Origin of the sequence: Allobosea sp. Tri-44, from assembly GCF_004123845.1 — a bacterium.
Taxonomy (GTDB): Bacteria; Pseudomonadota; Alphaproteobacteria; order Rhizobiales; family Beijerinckiaceae; genus Allobosea.
In genome coordinates this window covers 1-15,777 of record NZ_NBDP01000019.1, presented here as the reverse complement: position 1 = coordinate 15,777, position 15,777 = coordinate 1, and the positions used below count along the sequence as shown (strand labels likewise).

The window sequence follows — 15,777 nt, the reverse complement described above, 5'->3', positions numbered from 1 at the left end:
TGACCCGACCATCTCAGGCCGAGAAGGCGCCCTGACGTTTCCGAGATTCTCGGGTCTACGCTTCGCTCCGCCCGAGAATGACGACTGCGGTCACCCCACCACGAACCGCGTCACGCCCTCAATCACCGGCTTCGCCTGCAAAATCCGCCGATGCCCGAGCCCGCTCGTCTCCTGAAGCGTGACGAAGGACCCAGCCGCCGACAGCGCCTGCGCATGGTGGAAATCGAGCTCCCGGTCCTGCCGATCATGGACCACCAGGGTCGGCAGGCCGATCGTCTCCAGCTGCCCGCGCCCCTCGAAGGCCTCGACCGGATTGCCGGCGACACTGTGGATGTGACGCTCCAGCGCCGCCTGGCCGCGCCGGCCGAGCCCGATCGTCGCGCCGAAATTGCGGGTGATCGTCGTGACCGAAGACGGCGCCGCGACCAGCGCGAGCCGGTTCGCCCTGACCCGCGGCTGACCCGGCACGCTGCGGGCGAGGCCAGCGAGCGCGATCGCGCCACCGAAGGAATGCGCCACGATCGCATGCACCGGCGCGAAGACGCGGGCTACGGCGGCGAGCGCGGCGACCCCGAGCGGAATGTTGAGTTCGGCCCCGGTCGAGGCGCCATGCGCCGGCATGTCGTAAGCGACGACGCGGAAGCCTTGCGCCAGCAGCGGCTGGATGAAAGCGGTCATGAAGGCCGCCTCGCTGTTCCAGCCATGCAGCAGGATCACGGTCGGCGCCGGACCATCGCCATCTTGCAAGCGAGGCTCTGGTTCGAACAGATAGGTACTGACCGTCCCGCACGGGTAGGATACCGCCTGTTTGATCGCAGGCGCGAGCCGGGAGCGGGCGGCGATGATCGCCTTGCCGGTGCGGGTCTGCGGACCCGGCTGGCGCGGCGGTGTACAGAAGAGCTTGAAGGCGGCGCGCCCTGCAGTGCGTGGAGCGATGAAGCTGCCGATACGGACGAGGGGGCGAATGACGCGAAGGGCTGCGCTGGGCATGATCGGAAACCCTGTTCGTTCAGTCTTGAACTATTATGTTCAGCCATGAACAAAATGCAAGAGCCGATTTCCGGAACCGTGGATGAGCCGGAAGGCACCGGCGGATCGCGCCTGCCCTGGGAACTGCCGCGCTTCAAGAACTGGCTCGCCGTCGCGCGCATGCACCAGCTCTGGAAGAAGGTTTTCTCCGAGGCGCTGGCGCCGCTCGGCATCCAGCTCGCCCATTACGATGTGCTCGCCAACGTCTTCCGCACCCCCGGGTTGACCCAGCAGGCGCTGGCCGAAAAGCTGCTCGTCGGCCGCAGCGCCATGAGCATGCTGCTGCCCGAGCTCGAACGGCGCGGCCTGATCGAGCGCCGCAATGACGAGACCGATCGACGCGTGCGCCGGCTTTGGCTGACGCCGGAAGGCGAGACGCTGACTCGCAAGGCACTCGCGATTCACACTGCCAAGATCGAGGCGATGATGGGCGTCCTCAACGATGAGGAATGCAACACCGTCGGTGAGATGATGTGGCGCGTGGTCAAATACTTGGAGAAATGATGTGGGAGCGAGCCTGCATCAGAGCGTCGCAAACATCGCTATGGTGAGCGGCGGCTGCGCCGAAGCTGGAGAAGGGATCAGATGGGCTCGCAAGGTTTGGATATCGCCACGGTCGCCCTGATTATGCTGGTCATCGCGGTTGTCATCGCGATCGCGCTCGGCGTGCGCACCGTGCCGCAGGGCTACAACTTCACCGTCGAGCGCTTCGGCCGCTATTCGCGCACGCTCGGTGCCGGCCTCGGCCTGATCATTCCGCTTTTCGACCGGATCGGCCACAAGGTGAACGTGATGGAGCAGGTGCTCGACATTCCCTCGCAGGAAGCGATCACCAAGGACAATGCCGGCGTGCGCATAGACGCCGCCGCCTTCTACCAGGTGCTCGACGCTGCCAAGGCCTGCTACGAGGTCTCCCATCTCGACCAGGCGCTGATGGTCCTGACGATGACCAATATCCGCACGGTGGTCGGCTCGATGGACCTCGACCAGTTGCTCTCGCATCGCGATGAGATCAACGAACGACTGCTGCGGGTGATGGACGCCGCCGCTTCGCCCTGGGGCGTCAAGGTCACCCGCATCGAGATCCGCGATATCCTGCCGCCAGCCGACATCGCCGGCGCGATGAACCGCCAGATCAAGGCCGAGCGCGAGAAGCGCGCCGCCGTGCTCGAGGCCGAGGGGCAGCGTCAGGCCGAGATCCTCAAGGCGGAAGGGCAGAAGCAATCGCAGATCCTCGCCGCCGAGGGCCGCAAGGAGGCGGCACTGCGCGACGCCGAGGCCCGTGAGCGGCTGGCCCAGGCAGAGGCGAATGCAACCGCCATGGTTAGCGAGGCGATCAGCCGCGGCGACATCCAGGCCGCCAACTTCCTGATCGCCGAACGCTACACCGACGCACTGAAGGCGATGGCGAGCGCCCCCAACAGCAAGGTGGTGATCGTGCCGATCGAGGCTGCCGCGCTCGCCGGCACTGTCGGCGGCATCGCCCAGCTCACCAAGGCCGTGTTCGGCGAGGAGGCGGCCGCAGGCCGCCGCGCCGGCTCGGTTCCCGCGGCCGGCCGCTCCGTGGAGGGCTGAGCATGCTCGACTGGTTCGCCTCCCTCGGTGGCTGGGCCTGGATCGTGCTCGGGCTCGTCCTCATCGGCGGCGAGATGCTGGCGCCGGGCGTCTTCCTGCTCTGGTTCGGCCTCGCCGCGCTGCTGACCGGTGTCGTCGTCGGGCTGACCGGCATCACCTGGCAAGGGGCATTGCTCATCTTTGCGGCGCTTGCGGTCGCCAGCGTCCTTGCCGGGCGCGCCATCACCCGCCGCCGAGGCGAAGAGCCCGATGCCGCCTCGGGCCTGAACGATCGCGGCCGTCAGCTGATCGGCAAGGTCTTCAAGCTGGAGGCGACGATGACTGGCGGCGAAGGACGCATTCGCGTCGGCGATTCCTCCTGGCGCGTCACCGGTCCCGAGCTGCTCGCCGGCGCCGAGATCCGCATCGTGCGTGTCGAAGGCGCGACGCTCGTGGTCGAGAAAGCCTGAACCCCGCTTCCCGCGCAGTTTTCCATAAACCCCGCGGGCGTGCTTAACGGCCCGTTCACAGCGGTCGATGGCGGTCGTGGACCGTACCGAACGGTTCCGTCATGACAGGGCTGGCGCCGCCGGATGTCGGATCGCGGCGCCGGAGGACTCCGTCATGAGCATCCCGCGCGGTCCGGTCGACCTGCTCCTCGCCGCCTTGCTGTACCTGTTGCTGGCGACATTGATCATCGGCGCCGCCATCGCCTGAGAAATCAGCCGGTTAAGCCCGGATTCATGCTGAATCGAGGGTTCACCATGCTGCTGAACCCTCGATTCACCGGCAACCGCCCAAATTCTCCCGACGCGTTGGGACACGCAGGGAGAGAACCATGGCGCGCCGGCACGGACCGATCGATCTCATCATCGCGGCGGCGCTCTCGCTGCTGATGCTGCTGGCGGTGCGCCCCGCCCAGGCACGCGAGCTCGTCGACTTCCCCGATTACCGCTACCAGCCCGGCACCATCCTGATCCGGACGGCCGAGCGGAAACTCTATTACATCGCCGCGCCGGGCCAGGCCCTGCGCTACACCATCGCCGTCGGCAAGGCCGGCAAGCAGTGGCGCGGTGTCAAATATGTCGAGGAGCTCATGGTCGATCCGGCCTGGAGCCCGCCGGCCGAGGTCAAGCGCGACAATCCGCGGCTGCCCGACGTCATTCCCGGCGGTGCCCCCAACAACCCGATGGGTGCGCGCGTCATCGGCCTCGGCCCCGGCGGCCAATACGCCATCCACGGCACCAATAACCCGCGCTCAGTCGGCACCGCCGCCTCCTATGGCTGCTTTCGCATGCACAACAGCGATGTGATCGATCTGTACGCCCGCGTCCGCATGGGCACTCCGGTCGTCGTCGCGCCCTGACGACTGCAGCAAGCGTAGCCTACCTCGCCGATCGCCTAGATCGCGACCGGCGACAGCAGCGGCCGGCCCGCGAAAAATGCCTCGAGATTAGCGAGCAGCAACTCTTGCTGGGCGATCTGAGCCGATTCGGCGTTCGCCGCGATATGCGGCGTCAGCACCGCGTTCTCCAGCGCCTTGAGCCGATCCGGAACGACAGGCTCGTGCTCGTAGACATCAAGCGCCGCGCCCGCGATCGTGCCGCTCTCCAGAGCCTCGATCAGCGCGGCCTCATCGACCGCAATGCCACGCGATATGTTGACGAGATGGCCATGCGGACCGAGCGCGCGCAGGACCGCGGCATCGATCGCGTGCCGCGTCTCAACGCTCGCGCGCACCGAGACCATCAGGATATCGGCCCATTCGGCGAGGCCGAGCAGGCTGTCGTGATATTGATAGGGCAGTTCCGGCCGGGGCGAACGGTTGTGATAGCCGATTGTCATGTCGAAAGCGGTTGCCCGCACCGCGATGCGCTGGCCGATGGCGCCCAGCCCGAAAATGCCGAGCTTGCGCCCGGCCAGGCCCGGTACATGCGCCATGCGCTCGATCGCATTGCCTTGCCAGCGCCCGGCCCGAACGAAGCGCTCGGCAGTACCGATCTGGCGGGCGCTCGCCAGCATGAGTCCGACCGCGAATTCGGCGACGCTCGTCGCGTTGGCATCGGCGGCATTGCTGACCAGGATGCCGCGCGCCTTGGCAGCCGCGCGCTCGATGCCCTCATTGCCCGTGCCGTAGCAGGCGACAAGACCGAGACTGGGCAAGGCGTCGATCAAGGCAGCGTCGGTTTTCCAGGTGCCGACCGTCAGCAGCACGCGCGCCGCTTCCGCTCCCGCCGGCAGTGCGTCCGGTGCGGAATGACTCATCGGTCCGAGCACTTCGTAGCGCTCCTCCAGGCGCGCCACGAGGCGTGCCGGCATGCGCGGCGCCATCAGGATGGTCGGCTTCATGGCTGAAAGGCCTCCGGGCGAATTGCTGCATCGCAGCACTTGCCGGCGCCAGCTTCAACAACCCTGAGCGCCGACCAGCCATATCGTAGATGCAACCCGGAAACGCTGAATAATCGCTAGGATTTTTCGTGGTCCGGCCTCTCGCCTGCGACAAAAAAGCCGGATATCGTTTTGCAAGGCGTAACGCTGAGTCCAGCGCGCCTTTCGAACCGATATGTCTTCAGAGGGGTACCCGATGGATCATCTCGCCGACGTCAAGAAGTTCGCCAAGAAACCCGTCAACGAGGCCGCCTTCGCCGGCATGAGCAAGGCTTATGCCTTGGTCATGAGCAAGCCCGATACGCGCTATGTCGCCTGCTCCGACCCCGCTGAACTCGAGCGCGTCCGCGAGAACTTCCTGAAGAAGAAGCTCGGCCTGAAGACTGCCGACCTCGACGCCACCGTCAAGGCCACCTGCGATCACATGAAGGCCGACAAGACCAAGTCGCGCCTGACCTTCTATTATTTGCTGGCCGAACATTACGGCAAGCTCGACGGCTTCGTGAAGAAATAGGCTCCGCCCCAGGGCACAGCCTGCATGGCGCCCTCTTGGGCGCCATTCGCATTTTTTACGACCCGCGGCGAAAGGAACGCTGAGCCCTCCAAGATCGAAATACACGATCCGACTTGGGGGTTTCGATGTTCACGCTGTCCCGTTCTGCTCTTTCCGGCCACGCCCAGACGCTCTTCACCGTTGCCGAGGCGGCTTTCGCCTCGACGATCGTCTTCGGAGCAGGCTTGGCCTTCGCCACCACGATCGGCTTCTTCTGAGGCTGCCATGCCGACCGCTGCCACCTCAGCCGCCCGTCCGCATTTCAAGATCGGGCGTGATCGCGAGGGCCACTGGATCGCGGTCGAGACGCATGGTCGCGGCGGCGGCTATTTCCGCAGCCGGGACGATGCCCTGCACTATGCCCGCGCCGAGGCAGGCGCCGATGCCGTGACGTTCAGCGCTCGCCCGCTCGCACTGCGCCTGTCCTGACTCTGCTCAGCGATACAGATCCGCCCGCGTCAGCGGCAGGCCCGACGGTCCCTTGCGCCGCTTCGAGACCAGCGTCTGGTTGATCAGCGCTCCGCCACGCTCGAAGGCAAGCGAGCAGCCGGCGAGATAGAGCAGCCACATCCGCGTCCGCTCCGGCCCGACCTCCGCTTCCGCCTCAGCCTTGTTCGCATTCAGCCGCTCGAACCACAGCCGCGTCGTGCGCTGGTAGTGCTCGCGCCAGCCCTCGACATCGTGCACCTCGAAGCCGTAGCGCTCGAGATTGGCGATCGACATGCCCAAATGATCGAGTTCGCCGCCCGGGAAGATGTAGCGCACCAGCGCCCGATACTCCGCCGGCATCTTGTTGAAGGCGCGTTCGGTCTTCTTGGCACGCCGTGAGATCGAGTGGTGCAGATAGAGCCCACGCGGCTTGAGCAGCCGGTTCACCGCCTGGAAATAGGTCGGGTGGTTGCGGATGCCGACATGCTCGAACATGCCGATCGAGGAGATCTTGTCGAACTCTCCCTCCATCTGAGTGAAGTCCTTGAGATGGAGCGTGACCTTGCCCATGAGGCCGAGCGCCTCGACCTTCTCCTGCGCCAGCTTGAGCTGCTCCTCGGCCAGCGTCACGCCATGCGCCTCGACGCCATAATGCTGGGCGGCATAGCAGACCAGCGCACCCCAGCCGCAGCCAATGTCGAGCAGCTTGTCGCCCGGCTTCAGGCGCAGCTTGCGGCAGATCATCTCGAGCTTGTCGGTCTGCGCCCGCTCGAGATCGTCGTGATCCTCGGTGAAATAGGCGCAGGTGTAGACCATGCGCTCGTCGAGGAAGAGCCGGTAGAACGCGTTCGAGACGTCGTAATGGTGAGCGATATTGGCCTTGTTGGTCGCAGGCTTGCCGTCGCGGGCGATCTCGTCGCCCTTGATGTGCTGAACCGCCTGCGGCGCCGTGCCGGGCGCGAAGATGAAGCGTCTGACGACCTCAAACACCGCCGCCTTCGAAATGCCGCGCGCCAGTCGGCCGACCTTGCCGTCCGGGCGCGCCGCCGCGAGATCGAAGATCGAGCCGTTCTGGATCGCGATCCGGTCGGCGACGTGCAGGTGCAGCAGCGTGTCGAGCTTCGGCTTGCGCAGCAGCGCTGCGACGACGCCGGCGTCGCGGATCGCGATCCCCAGCCCGTCCGCCGGCCAGTCGGCCGGCACGCGCGAGCCGTCCCAAAGAGAGAAGCCGAGCTTCAGTCCAAGCTTCTGGTACGCTTCGGTCAGGAGCCGCCGCAGCGCTTCGAGGCGTTTGTCGTCACTCATGCTGGATCAAAGCCGGTTGCTGTCAGCCTCGTCTTTGGCCGGCGGCGGCCCCCTTTGCAACCGCCAGGTCTGCGCAGCTCAGAAATCGCTGGCGATCCCCTTCACTTCCCAATCGTCATAGCGCACCGGTTCGAGCCCGCCGCGGCCGTTGACCTCCTTCTCGCGATGGAGCTCGGCGGCCTTGGCGTCGATCGCCGCGCGGCGCGCCGCGGCTTCGGCGAGCGCGCGCTGGGCCGCCGGCGACAATGCCTTGGCGGGTTCGGGCGCTCCACCTTCGTCCGTCTTGGTCCGCGAGCTCATGATCGGCCATTCTCTTGCAGGATCGGCATCGTCCCCACCACATAGGGATGAAACTGCACTCCGGCGAGGGTTTCCGCGCTGGGATGACAACGACGCAAGAAGGGGTTCTCGATGAACTATGCCCGTACCGGCATGCTGATGGCGGCGCTCACCGCGCTGTTTGGCGTGGTCGGCTATCTGCTCGCCGGCACTGGGGGCATGCTGATCGCGCTCGGCATCGCGGTCGCGACCAATCTGTTCAGCTACTGGAATTCCGACCGGCTGGCGCTGTCCGCCTATAACGCCCAGGAGGTCGATGAGCGCAGCGCGCCCGATCTCTACCGGATGGTGCAGGGTCTCGCCCAGCGCGCCAACATGCCGATGCCGCGCGTCTACCTCATCCAGGAGGACCAGCCGAACGCCTTCGCCACCGGCCGCAACCCGCAGAACGCCGCGGTCGCGGCCACGACCGGCATCATCCGCGCACTGTCCTATGACGAACTCGCCGGCGTGATGGCGCACGAGCTTGCCCACATCAAGAACCACGACACGCTGACCATGACGGTCACGGCGACCATGGCCGGTGCGATCTCGACGCTCGCCTCCTTCGGCATGTTCTTCGGCTCGCGCGACAATCGTCCCAACGCCATCGTCCAGGTCGCCCTGATGATCCTCGCCCCGCTGGCCGCCACCATCATCCAGATGGCAGTGTCGCGCTCGCGCGAATACGAGGCCGACCGCATCGGCGGCGAGATCTGCGGCAACCCGGTGGCGCTTGCCGACGCGCTCGCCAAGATCGCCGGCGGCGTTTCCCATATCCCGAACGAGACGGCGGAGGCGAAGCCTGCTACGGCGCACATGTTCATCATCAACCCACTCTCCGGCCGCGGCATGGATTCATTGTTCTCGACCCACCCCGACACCGGCAACCGCATCGCCGCATTGATGGAGCAGGCGCGCGCCATGGGCGCAGCCTCGAACCGCGGCGGTTTCGCCGGCGGCGCGAGCCAGAACCCCCTCGCTGGTGGGCGCGAGCCCGGACCCTGGGGCTGAGAATGGCAGCCCCCCAAGAAAACCGCGCGCCGGCTGACGACGTACCTGGTCTCGCGGCGCGCCGTCTGGCGGCGACGCTGATCGACGAGGTGCTGCGCGCCGGCACCGCGCTCGACGAAACCTTCGAGCGTCTGGCGCAGGCAGCCGGGCTGGAGCCGGCCGATGCCGGACTGGCGCGCGCGATCGCAACCGTCGCTTTCCGCCGTCTCGGCACGATCCGCCAGGTGGTCGGTGCCCGGCTCGAGCGCGGCAGTCCGCGCAAATCCGGCCCCTTCGAGCCGATCATGGTCGCCGCCGCGGCGCAGCTGCTCTTTCTCGATGTTCCCGACCATGCGGCGGTCGACCTCGCCATCCGCCAATTGCACGAGGACGCCCGTTCCTCGCGCTACGCCTCGCTCGGTAACGCCGTGCTGCGGCGGCTGGCGCGCGAACGCGAGGCGATCCTCGCCGGTCTCGATCCGCTCGCCGACACACCCGACTGGCTGCGCCAGAGCTGGACGGACACCTACGGGCCCGATGTCGCGACAGCGATCGCAACCGCCCATGCCGAGGAACCGCCGCTCGACCTGACCATGAAATCCGACGCGGCCGGATGGGCCGCCAAGCTGGACGGCATCGTCCTGCCGACCGGCTCAGTGCGCCTGCGCGGACGCGAGGCCGTCACCGGCTTGCCGGGCTTCACTGAGGGAGAATGGTGGGTGCAGGACGCGGCCGCCGCCTTGCCCGCCCGCCTGCTCGGCATCAAGCCCGGCGATCGCGTCGCCGATCTCTGCGCCGCGCCGGGCGGCAAGACCGTGCAGCTCGCGCAATTGGGCGCTGAGGTCACCGCGGTCGACCGCTCCGGCCCGCGCCTGCGCCGCCTCAGGGCCAATCTGGATCGACTGGGCCTAGAGGCCGAGGTTGTCATCGCCGATGTCTCGGCCTTCGAGGCAGAGCCGTTCGACGCCGTCCTGCTCGACGCGCCGTGCAGCGCGACCGGCACGATCCGGCGCCACCCCGACGTCGCCTGGACCAAGCGACCCGAGGATATCGCCAAGCTCACCGCCCTGCAGGCCCGCCTGCTCGACCAGGCGGGACGACTGACCCGGCCGGGTGGACGCCTCGTCTACTGCACCTGCTCGCTGGAGCCGGAGGAGGGCGAGGCGCAGATCGAGGCCTTCCTGGCGCGCACGCCCGGCTTCGTGCGCGCTCCGATCGAGCCTGCGGAGATCGGCGGACAGGCCGAAGCGCTGACGTCGCTGGGCGAATTGCGCACGCTTCCGCACCAGCTTGCCGGAGAGACGCCACGGCTCTCGGGATGGGCGGGATTTTACGCATGTCGCCTGAACAGGGTATGAGTTGATCGGGATTCGCCTCACCGAGGCGGTAGCGGGCGGCGAGGCAGCAGAATTCATTGAGCGGCTGGTCGGAGCGCGGAGGCCTGGCACGAGCAGCCATCGGCAGGGCGGCGCGGCGGACGCGCGGCCAGATTGCCGGGGCGAAACGGGCGCTCTGGCCGTTCGGGCGACTACGCTCCAGCCGCCTGCTCTTCGCCCCGCACGACCTGCGCACCGCCGATCCAACCACGGCGAGCGACATCTATGCCGGCTACTTCGCCCTGGCCGGACGCACCGTGAACTGCCATGGCGAATCGCCCTTCCTGGTCGCGCCACCGAGCGAGGCCTGGGCGGAAGCGCTCCATAGCTTCGTCTGGCTGCGCCATCTGCGCGCCGCCGATACGGCGATCGCCCGCGCCAATGCCCGCGCCCTCGTCGACGAGTTCATCGCCCGCCAGCACGACCGCGACGAGATCGCGCGGCGCCCGGCCGTGATCGCCCGGCGGCTGATGTCGTTCCTGTCGCATTCGCCGCTCCTGCTCGAAGGCGCCGATCATGCCTTCTATGAGCGCTTCATCCGCCACGTCGCCCAGACGGCCGAGCGGCTCCAGCTCGCGCTCGCCGGCGCTGTCGAGGGTGCGGCGCGCCTGCAATGCCTGATCGCGATCTGCTTTGCCGCCATCTGTCTCGACGGCCAGGAACGGCGATTGCGGCGCTACGAGATCGCGCTCTCCGACGAACTGGAGCAGCAGATCCTGCCGGATGGCGGCCATCTCAGCCGCAATCCCCGCCTCATCATCGACTTGCTGCTCGACCTCTTGCCGCTGCGCGAGACCTTTACCGCCCGCGGGCTCGAGGCGCCACGCGCCATCATCATGGCGATCGACCGGATGATGCCGCATCTCAAGCTGTTCCGGCATGGCGACGGCGCGCTCGCTCTGTTCAACGGCATGGGCGCGACGCCGCCCGATCTGATGGCGACGCTGGCAGCCTATGACGATGTTCGCGCCAGGCCGATCGAGCATGCGGCCTATTCCGGCTATGATCGGCTGAACGCCGGCACCAGCATCGTCGTCGTCGAAGCCGGGCCGCCACCCCGCGGGGCGAATTCTGTCGAGGCCAATGCCGGCTGCCTCAGCTTCGAACTATCGACCGGTTCGCAGCGCATCGTCGTGAATTGCGGCGCCAGTCGCTTCGGCACGCCCGAGCTCAGGCTCGCCGCCCGCGCCACCGCCGCTCATTCGACCGTGACGCTGGACGACCGCTCCAGCGCCGTCTTCGGGCTGGTGCTCGGCGAAAGGCGGATCACCGCCGGCCCGGCCGATGTCCGCGTCGCGCGCCAGGACAACGAGGACGGGCACGAATGGGTGGCGAGCCATGACGGCTACCGGCGCGCCTTCGGCACCATCCATACCCGCCGCCTGCTGCTCGCCCGCAACGGCAGCCAGCTTGCCGGCGAGGATTCGTTCAGCGCTCCGGCAGCGCTGGCGAGCCTGCCTGCGACCGCACGCTTCCATTTGCACCCGAACGTCAAGCCGAGCCTGATCCGCGATGGCGAGGGTGCGTTGCTGGCGCTGCCCTCGGGCGAGATCTGGGCTTTCGAGGCACCAGGCCTGCGGGTCGGGCTCGAGGAGAGCATTTTCTTCGCCGCCGCGGACGGGCGCCACAAGACCGTGCAGCTCGTCATCGAGTTCGATGCGGTGGCGACGCCGCAGCTCATCTGGCGTTTCGCCCGCCTGGGCACGCCTGCGCAGCGCCCGTCCCGGGGAGAAACAACCGAGCGAGAACGGGCCGAAGCGGAACCCGATCTGCCGCTCTGACCTCTCCGCAGGACAAGGCTGCAATGTGTTGTGCTTTGCAGCAAAGCCCGGGCGTGATAGGGCGCGCGCGAGTATTCCGCGCCTCGCGCTTATCAACCCGGACCTGATCATCCCATGCCGAACGAACTCCGCCGCGTCGAACGCGCGCTGCTTTCCGTTTCCGACAAGACCGGGCTGATCGACTTCGCCCGTGCCCTCTCCCGCATGGGCATCGCCCTGGTCTCGACCGGCGGCACCGCCAAGGCGATCGCCGAGGCCGGCCTTGCCGTCACGGATGTCTCGGATCTGACCGGCTTCCCGGAGATGATGGATGGCCGCGTCAAGACGCTGCATCCCAAGGTCCATGGCGGCCTGCTCGCCATCCGCTCGCATCCCGAGCATCAGGCCTCGATGCTCGGCCACGGCATCGCGCCGATCGACCTGCTCGTCGTCAACCTCTACCCGTTCGAGGCGACGGTCGCCGCCGGCAAGCCTTATGACGACTGCATCGAGAACATCGACATCGGCGGTCCGGCGATGATCCGCGCCGCCGCCAAGAACCACAACGACGTCGCCGTCGTGGTCGAGCCGTCCGACTATGCCGCTGTGCTGGCTGATCTCGATGCGCACAAAAGCGCGACCACGCTGACGCTCCGCCGCAAACTGGCGCAGAAGGCCTATTCGCGCACCGCCGCCTACGACGCCGCGATCTCGAACTGGTTCGCTGGCGAGCTCGGCGATACTTCGCCGGCCTTCCGCGCGCTGGGCGGCAGCCTCGCCGAGACGATGCGGTATGGCGAGAATCCGCATCAATGGGCTGCCTTCTACCGCACGCCGGAGCAGCGTACCGGTGTCGCCACCGCCCGCCAGGTCCAGGGCAAGCAGCTCTCCTACAACAACATCAACGACACCGACGCCGCCTTCGAATGCGTCGCCGAATTCGATCCGGCCCGCACCGCTGCCTGCGTCATCGTCAAGCACGCCAATCCCTGCGGCGTCGCCGAGGGCGGCTCGCTGCTCGAAGCCTATGAGCGGGCACTGGCCTGCGACCCCGTCTCGGCCTTCGGCGGCATCGTCGCGCTGAACCGCAAGCTCGATGCGGAAGCGGCGAAGAAGATCGTCGAGATCTTCACCGAGGTGATCATCGCCCCTGACGCCGACGAGGATGCGATCGCGCTCGTCGCCGCCAAGAAGAACCTGCGCCTGCTCCTGACCGGCGGCCTGCCGGATGTCAGCAAACCCGGCCTCAGCCTGCGCACCGTCGCCGGCGGCTTCCTGGCCCAGGCGCGCGACAATGCCGTGGTCGACGACATGGAGCTCAAGGTGGTGACCAAGCGCCAGCCGAGCGAGGCCGAGCTCGCCGATCTGCGCTTCGCTTTCCGCGTCGCCAAGCACGTCAAGTCGAACGCCATCGTCTATGCCAAAGGCCTCGCCACGGTCGGCGTTGGCGCCGGCCAGATGAGCCGCGTCGATTCCTCGCGTATCGCCGCCTGGAAGGCCGGCGAGGCGGCCAAGGGCGCGGTCGTCGCCTCCGACGCCTTCTTCCCCTTTGCCGACGGCCTGCTCGCCGCAGCCGAGGCCGGCGCCACCGCTGTGATCCAGCCCGGCGGCTCGATGCGCGACGACGAGGTGATCAAGGCAGCCGACGAAGCCGGTCTCGCCATGGTCTTCACCGGCCACCGCCATTTCCGGCACTGATACAGGGACAAGGGGCAGCCGGTATGCACACCGTCAAGGTCATCGCTGCCGGCTTCGCGCTGCTCGGCGTCCTGCTCCTGATCGCGCCGCGGCTGAACACCGGCGGGCGTCATCCGATCGTCTTCGCGATGAAGCTCTTCATCCCGCTCTGGTTCGTCGCCTCGGTGATCAACCTGATCATCGGCATCAACCGCGCCGGCTATACCTTCCTGCAGGAAGCTCCGATCCTGCTCGTCGTCTTCGGCGTGCCGGCATTGGTGGCCGGACTTATCTGGTGGCGTTTCGGCAGAGGTGTCTCGTGAGCCTTGAATCCGTCCGTGCCTTCTTCGCACAGCACGCGCCCGATATCGCCATCCTCGAGATAGACGGCAGTAGCGCCACGGTGACGCTGGCGGCGGAGGCCTTCGGCGTCGAGCCGGCGCGCATCGCCAAGACCCTGTCCTTCCGGCTCGGCGATCGTGTCGTGCTGCTGGTGACGCGCGGCGATGCCCGCCTCGACAACAAGAAGACCAAGGCCGCCTTCGGCGCCAAGCCGCGCATGCTCGATCTCGATGAGGTCGTCGCCATCACCGGCCATCCGGTCGGCGGCGTCTGCCCGTTCGGCTTGCCGACCCCTCTCCCGGTCTATTGCGACGTCTCGCTGAAGGCCTTCGACGAGGTCGTGCCGGCCGCCGGCTCGACCCAGACCGCGGTGCGCATCAGCCCGGAGCGGATGGCCGCGCTGACCGGCGCGCAATGGGTCGATGTCTGCCAGGAGCCGGCGGCTCAGGCCGCGCAGTAAGCCTCAGCCGCCGACGCGCTCGATCAATGCCATCGCCGCGGCAGGGTTACGGACCTTGTCGCCGCTGATGACATAGAGGAAGACATCGCGGGGCGTCTTATCCGCGGCGGGCGCAACCAGCTCCAGATCCTCGGGCGCACCGCCCTTTGCCCAATCTTTCGCGCGGCCGGCCCAGCCATCGAGCTGCTTTCCGCTATAACCCTGCGGCTCCGCCTCCTTGGTGCCCATGATCCGGGCATAGACGAAGGGCGCCGTCACATCGGCGATCTGCGGAAAGTCGGAATCGCCCGAGGTGATCGCCGCGACGCCGTATTCGCGCAGCAAGGCGACAAAATCGGGCGAGCGGAAGCTCGGATGACGCACCTCGACGGCATGGCGCAGCCTGACACCATCGACCTCTTTCGGCAGCAGCTTCAGGAACGCCTTGAAATCGGCCGGGTCGAAGGCCTTGGTCGCCATGAACTGCCAGTTGATCGGGCCGAGCTTCTCCTTGAGCTCGCTGAGGCCGGAGGTCACGAATTTCTCGACCGAAGGTCCCGCCTCGGCCAGAACCCGGCGATTGGTGCAGAAGCGCGAACCCTTCAGCGCGAAGACGAAGCCATCTGGCGTCTCCGCCCGCCATCTGGCGAAGCTCTCGGGCTTCTGCGAACCGTAATAGGTACCGTTGATCTCGATAGAGGTCAGCTTGCTCGCGGCATATTCGAGCTCGCGCTTCTGCGAAAGCTTGTCCGGATAGAACACGCCGCGCCAGGGCTCGAACACCCAGCCGCCTATGCCGATATGGATCTTGCCGGCTGCTTTGGTCGCCATGGGGAACTCCTGAAGATGCCGGCGTGCTCGGGGAGACATAGAGCCGAATGGCTGTCGGAGCATGGCAGGATATAAACCAAGCTGTCGCCTGCCCAACTCAACCCTTGACTGCGTAAAAAACAGGAATACACGCTATGGCATATAATGCGGGGAAATACCCATGGAGCGTGATTGGAGGGCCTTTTTCAATCGCAGAATCGGCGATCAGCTCCGGCGTCGACGAAATGAGCTGAGACTGAGCCAACGCGAGGTCGCCGAGGCGATCGGTGTCAGTCGCCAGCTCTATGCCAGCTACGAGCGCGGATTAAGCCGGGCCAGCTCGGAAACACTGAAAAAACTGTCCAAGTTCCTGCGCGTAACTTTGGAGAGTCTTTATGCCGGCATAGCGTCGGCTATCGAGGCTGCCGGATTCGCCGATACCGAGCAGGCAAGGTACGCTTCAAAGCCGCTTGCAGCTCAATCCAAAGAGCTTGATCTGGCTTTTCGACGAATAAAGGATCCGCGAGTTCGCGAGTACGCCATCGAAATGCTGGGATGGTTGGCTGACCACGACGAAGCAAGCCGCCCTGGCGGCAAAGGTTGAACTTGTTCTTTCCGAACGTCGAAAGCCCGCTGAGATTAATCTCAGCGGGCTTTTTGGTTGTGTTGTTCGGGATTTTGGTTGCGGGGGCCAGATTTGAACTGACGACCTTCAGGTTATGAGCCTGACGAGCTACCGGGCTGCTCCACCCCGCGATAATTGGTGTTTTAAACGGCAACGCGGCGCTGGGTGCGGTGAGGCAC

19 protein-coding genes and 1 tRNA gene are annotated in these 15,777 nt (G+C 66.5%); 14 read left to right on the top strand and 6 right to left on the bottom strand.

What is annotated here, in order from left to right; genetic code table 11:
* Nucleotides 1-90: 90 nt before the first annotated feature.
* Nucleotides 91-990, bottom strand: a complete 900-nt coding sequence (locus B6S44_RS12415) for an alpha/beta fold hydrolase (RefSeq protein ID WP_129157211.1) — start codon at nucleotides 988-990, stop codon at nucleotides 91-93.
* Between the two features lie 45 nt (nucleotides 991-1,035).
* Between B6S44_RS12415 and B6S44_RS12410 the strand changes: the two genes are divergently transcribed.
* The 4 genes from B6S44_RS12410 to B6S44_RS12395 all read left to right on the top strand — a co-directional run bounded on the left by B6S44_RS12410 (nucleotide 1,036) and on the right by B6S44_RS12395 (nucleotide 3,949).
* On the top strand, nucleotides 1,036-1,533 hold the full coding sequence (locus tag B6S44_RS12410) for a MarR family winged helix-turn-helix transcriptional regulator (RefSeq protein ID WP_129157210.1): 498 nt from the start codon (nucleotides 1,036-1,038) through the stop codon (nucleotides 1,531-1,533).
* Nucleotides 1,534-1,614: 81 nt separating this feature from the next.
* On the top strand, nucleotides 1,615-2,604 hold the full coding sequence (locus tag B6S44_RS12405) for an SPFH domain-containing protein (RefSeq protein WP_129157209.1): 990 nt from the start codon (nucleotides 1,615-1,617) through the stop codon (nucleotides 2,602-2,604).
* A 2-nt stretch (nucleotides 2,605-2,606) separates the two neighbouring features.
* Nucleotides 2,607-3,053, top strand: coding sequence for an NfeD family protein (locus B6S44_RS12400; protein WP_129157208.1), 447 nt, complete (start codon nucleotides 2,607-2,609; stop codon nucleotides 3,051-3,053).
* A 368-nt stretch (nucleotides 3,054-3,421) separates the two neighbouring features.
* Nucleotides 3,422-3,949 carry a L,D-transpeptidase gene (locus B6S44_RS12395; RefSeq protein WP_129157207.1) on the top strand — a complete coding sequence of 176 codons (528 nt, stop codon included), beginning with the start codon at nucleotides 3,422-3,424 and terminating at the stop codon, nucleotides 3,947-3,949.
* Nucleotides 3,950-3,984: 35 nt separating this feature from the next.
* Here B6S44_RS12395 and B6S44_RS12390 read toward each other — a convergent pair whose 3' ends face one another.
* Nucleotides 3,985-4,932 carry a 2-hydroxyacid dehydrogenase gene (locus B6S44_RS12390; protein ID WP_129157206.1) on the bottom strand — a complete coding sequence of 316 codons (948 nt, stop codon included), beginning with the start codon at nucleotides 4,930-4,932 and terminating at the stop codon, nucleotides 3,985-3,987.
* Nucleotides 4,933-5,167: 235 nt separating this feature from the next.
* Here B6S44_RS12390 and B6S44_RS12385 point away from each other — a divergent pair, with 235 nt between their 5' ends.
* The 3 genes from B6S44_RS12385 (at nucleotide 5,168) to B6S44_RS12380 (ending at nucleotide 5,953) form a co-directional block, all read left to right on the top strand.
* Nucleotides 5,168-5,485 carry a DUF2853 family protein gene (locus B6S44_RS12385; protein ID WP_206735145.1) on the top strand — a complete coding sequence of 106 codons (318 nt, stop codon included), beginning with the start codon at nucleotides 5,168-5,170 and terminating at the stop codon, nucleotides 5,483-5,485.
* 125 nt (nucleotides 5,486-5,610) lie between these two features.
* A complete protein-coding gene (locus B6S44_RS30060) occupies nucleotides 5,611-5,742 on the top strand; it encodes a hypothetical protein (protein WP_282568181.1) in 132 nt (43 codons plus the stop codon).
* 7 nt (nucleotides 5,743-5,749) lie between these two features.
* A complete protein-coding gene (locus B6S44_RS12380; protein ID WP_129157204.1) occupies nucleotides 5,750-5,953 on the top strand; it encodes a hypothetical protein in 204 nt (67 codons plus the stop codon).
* Between the two features lie 6 nt (nucleotides 5,954-5,959).
* Here the strand turns inward: B6S44_RS12380 and B6S44_RS12375 are convergent, their stop codons facing one another.
* Both B6S44_RS12375 and B6S44_RS12370 read right to left on the bottom strand, forming a co-directional pair.
* Nucleotides 5,960-7,258, bottom strand: coding sequence for a class I SAM-dependent methyltransferase (locus B6S44_RS12375; protein WP_129157203.1), 1,299 nt, complete (start codon nucleotides 7,256-7,258; stop codon nucleotides 5,960-5,962).
* A gap of 78 nt (nucleotides 7,259-7,336) precedes the next feature.
* Nucleotides 7,337-7,558 (bottom strand): DUF1674 domain-containing protein, encoded by a 222-nt coding sequence (locus B6S44_RS12370; RefSeq protein WP_129157202.1) that lies wholly within the window; start codon nucleotides 7,556-7,558, stop codon nucleotides 7,337-7,339.
* A 111-nt stretch (nucleotides 7,559-7,669) separates the two neighbouring features.
* Between B6S44_RS12370 and htpX the strand changes: the two genes are divergently transcribed.
* From htpX to B6S44_RS12340, 6 genes are all read left to right on the top strand, one after another.
* Entirely contained in the window at nucleotides 7,670-8,590 is a 921-nt protein-coding gene (gene htpX / locus B6S44_RS12365; RefSeq protein WP_129157201.1) for a zinc metalloprotease HtpX, read from the top strand.
* 2 nt (nucleotides 8,591-8,592) lie between these two features.
* The gene (locus B6S44_RS12360; RefSeq protein WP_129157200.1) at nucleotides 8,593-9,927 is read left to right on the top strand and encodes an RsmB/NOP family class I SAM-dependent RNA methyltransferase; all 1,335 of its coding nucleotides are present in this window, start codon (nucleotides 8,593-8,595) and stop codon (nucleotides 9,925-9,927) included.
* 56 nt (nucleotides 9,928-9,983) lie between these two features.
* Nucleotides 9,984-11,726 carry a heparinase II/III family protein gene (locus B6S44_RS12355; protein WP_129157199.1) on the top strand — a complete coding sequence of 581 codons (1,743 nt, stop codon included), beginning with the start codon at nucleotides 9,984-9,986 and terminating at the stop codon, nucleotides 11,724-11,726.
* A 114-nt stretch (nucleotides 11,727-11,840) separates the two neighbouring features.
* Nucleotides 11,841-13,403, top strand: coding sequence for a bifunctional phosphoribosylaminoimidazolecarboxamide formyltransferase/IMP cyclohydrolase (gene purH / locus B6S44_RS12350; RefSeq protein WP_129157198.1), 1,563 nt, complete (start codon nucleotides 11,841-11,843; stop codon nucleotides 13,401-13,403).
* A 23-nt stretch (nucleotides 13,404-13,426) separates the two neighbouring features.
* Nucleotides 13,427-13,705, top strand: a complete 279-nt coding sequence (locus B6S44_RS12345; RefSeq protein ID WP_129157197.1) for a hypothetical protein — start codon at nucleotides 13,427-13,429, stop codon at nucleotides 13,703-13,705.
* Nucleotides 13,702-14,184 (top strand): YbaK/EbsC family protein, encoded by a 483-nt coding sequence (locus B6S44_RS12340; RefSeq protein ID WP_129157196.1) that lies wholly within the window; start codon nucleotides 13,702-13,704, stop codon nucleotides 14,182-14,184. Before B6S44_RS12345 ends, B6S44_RS12340 begins: the two co-directional genes overlap by 4 nt.
* A 3-nt stretch (nucleotides 14,185-14,187) precedes the next feature.
* Here B6S44_RS12340 and B6S44_RS12335 read toward each other — a convergent pair whose 3' ends face one another.
* The gene (locus tag B6S44_RS12335) at nucleotides 14,188-14,994 is read right to left on the bottom strand and encodes a DUF72 domain-containing protein (protein ID WP_129157195.1); all 807 of its coding nucleotides are present in this window, start codon (nucleotides 14,992-14,994) and stop codon (nucleotides 14,188-14,190) included.
* Nucleotides 14,995-15,154: 160 nt separating this feature from the next.
* Here B6S44_RS12335 and B6S44_RS12330 point away from each other — a divergent pair, with 160 nt between their 5' ends.
* Nucleotides 15,155-15,577 carry a helix-turn-helix domain-containing protein gene (locus B6S44_RS12330; RefSeq protein WP_129157194.1) on the top strand — a complete coding sequence of 141 codons (423 nt, stop codon included), beginning with the start codon at nucleotides 15,155-15,157 and terminating at the stop codon, nucleotides 15,575-15,577.
* Nucleotides 15,578-15,652: 75 nt separating this feature from the next.
* On the opposite strand, the gene B6S44_RS12325 is transcribed toward B6S44_RS12330, so the two are convergent.
* Nucleotides 15,653-15,729 (bottom strand) — tRNA-Met (locus tag B6S44_RS12325).
* Nucleotides 15,730-15,777: the final 48 nt, after the last annotated feature.